This is a genomic window from Leucobacter sp. M11, from assembly GCF_035726885.1.
GTDB lineage: Bacteria > Actinomycetota > Actinomycetes > Actinomycetales > Microbacteriaceae > JAPFRB01.
Genome location: NZ_JAPFRB010000001.1, coordinates 475,622 through 476,561 on the forward strand (window position 1 = coordinate 475,622; position 940 = coordinate 476,561).

At 70.5% G+C, this 940-nt stretch carries 1 protein-coding gene; it reads left to right on the plus strand.

Going from position 1 to position 940, the window contains the following annotated elements; all coding sequences use genetic code 11:
- Window positions 1-71 precede the first annotated feature (71 nt).
- A partial coding sequence (locus OOT08_RS02435; RefSeq protein ID WP_325090958.1) for an ABC transporter ATP-binding protein occupies window positions 72-940 on the plus strand: 869 nt, incomplete at its 3' end.

Here is a 940-nt window from a genome sequence, read left to right on the forward strand (position 1 = left end):
ATGGGCTTCAATCTGCTCGGCGACGGGCTCCGCGATCGATTCGATCCCAAGCTGAACGGGGAGCGCTCCTGATGCCCGCACACACCTCTCACCCGGGCGGCCTGCTGGCCGTCGAGAACCTGACGGTCAGCGCGGGCTCGAAGACGCTCGTCGACTCCTTTGCCCTGCACATGAGCCGCGGCGAACGGATCGGCCTGATCGGCGAGTCCGGCTCGGGCAAGTCGATGACCACGACCGCGCTCCTCGGCCTCTTGCCCGCCGGGGTGACCGCGACGGGCTCCGTGCACCTCGACGGGCACGACGAGAACCTGCTCACCGCGCCCGAGGCGACCCTGAAGCGGATCCGCGGGCGCGACATGGCGATGGTGTTCCAGGAGCCGCTGACCGCGCTGAACCCGCTCATGCGGGCCGGGGCGCAGGTCGCGGAGATCATGCTCCAGCACCGGCTCGTCTCCGGCAAGGCAGAGGCCGCCGCCCGCGCGATTGAGATGCTCGACGCCGTGCAGCTGCCGGATCCGGCCGAGGCCGCGAAGGCCTACCCGCACCAGCTCTCGGGCGGCCAGCGCCAGCGCGTCATGCTCGCGATGGCGCTCGCGAACGACCCCGAGCTGCTGCTCTGCGACGAGCCCACCACGGCGCTCGACGTGACCGTGCAGCGCCAGGTGCTCGACCTCATCCTGGACCTCGTGAAAAAGCGCGACACCGGGCTGCTGTTCATCACGCACGACCTCGCGGTCGTCGCGAACATGTGCACCCGGGTGCTCGTGATGAACCGGGGCGTCGTCGTCGAGGAGGGCAGCACCGAAGACGTGTTTACGCGCCCCCGGCACGCCTACACCCGGGGACTGCTCGCCGCCTCCGACCTGGACGCGACCGACGCCGAGGGTCGCCTGTTCACCGTGGCCACCGCGGGCGACTACGTACCGCCCGTGTTCCGGCG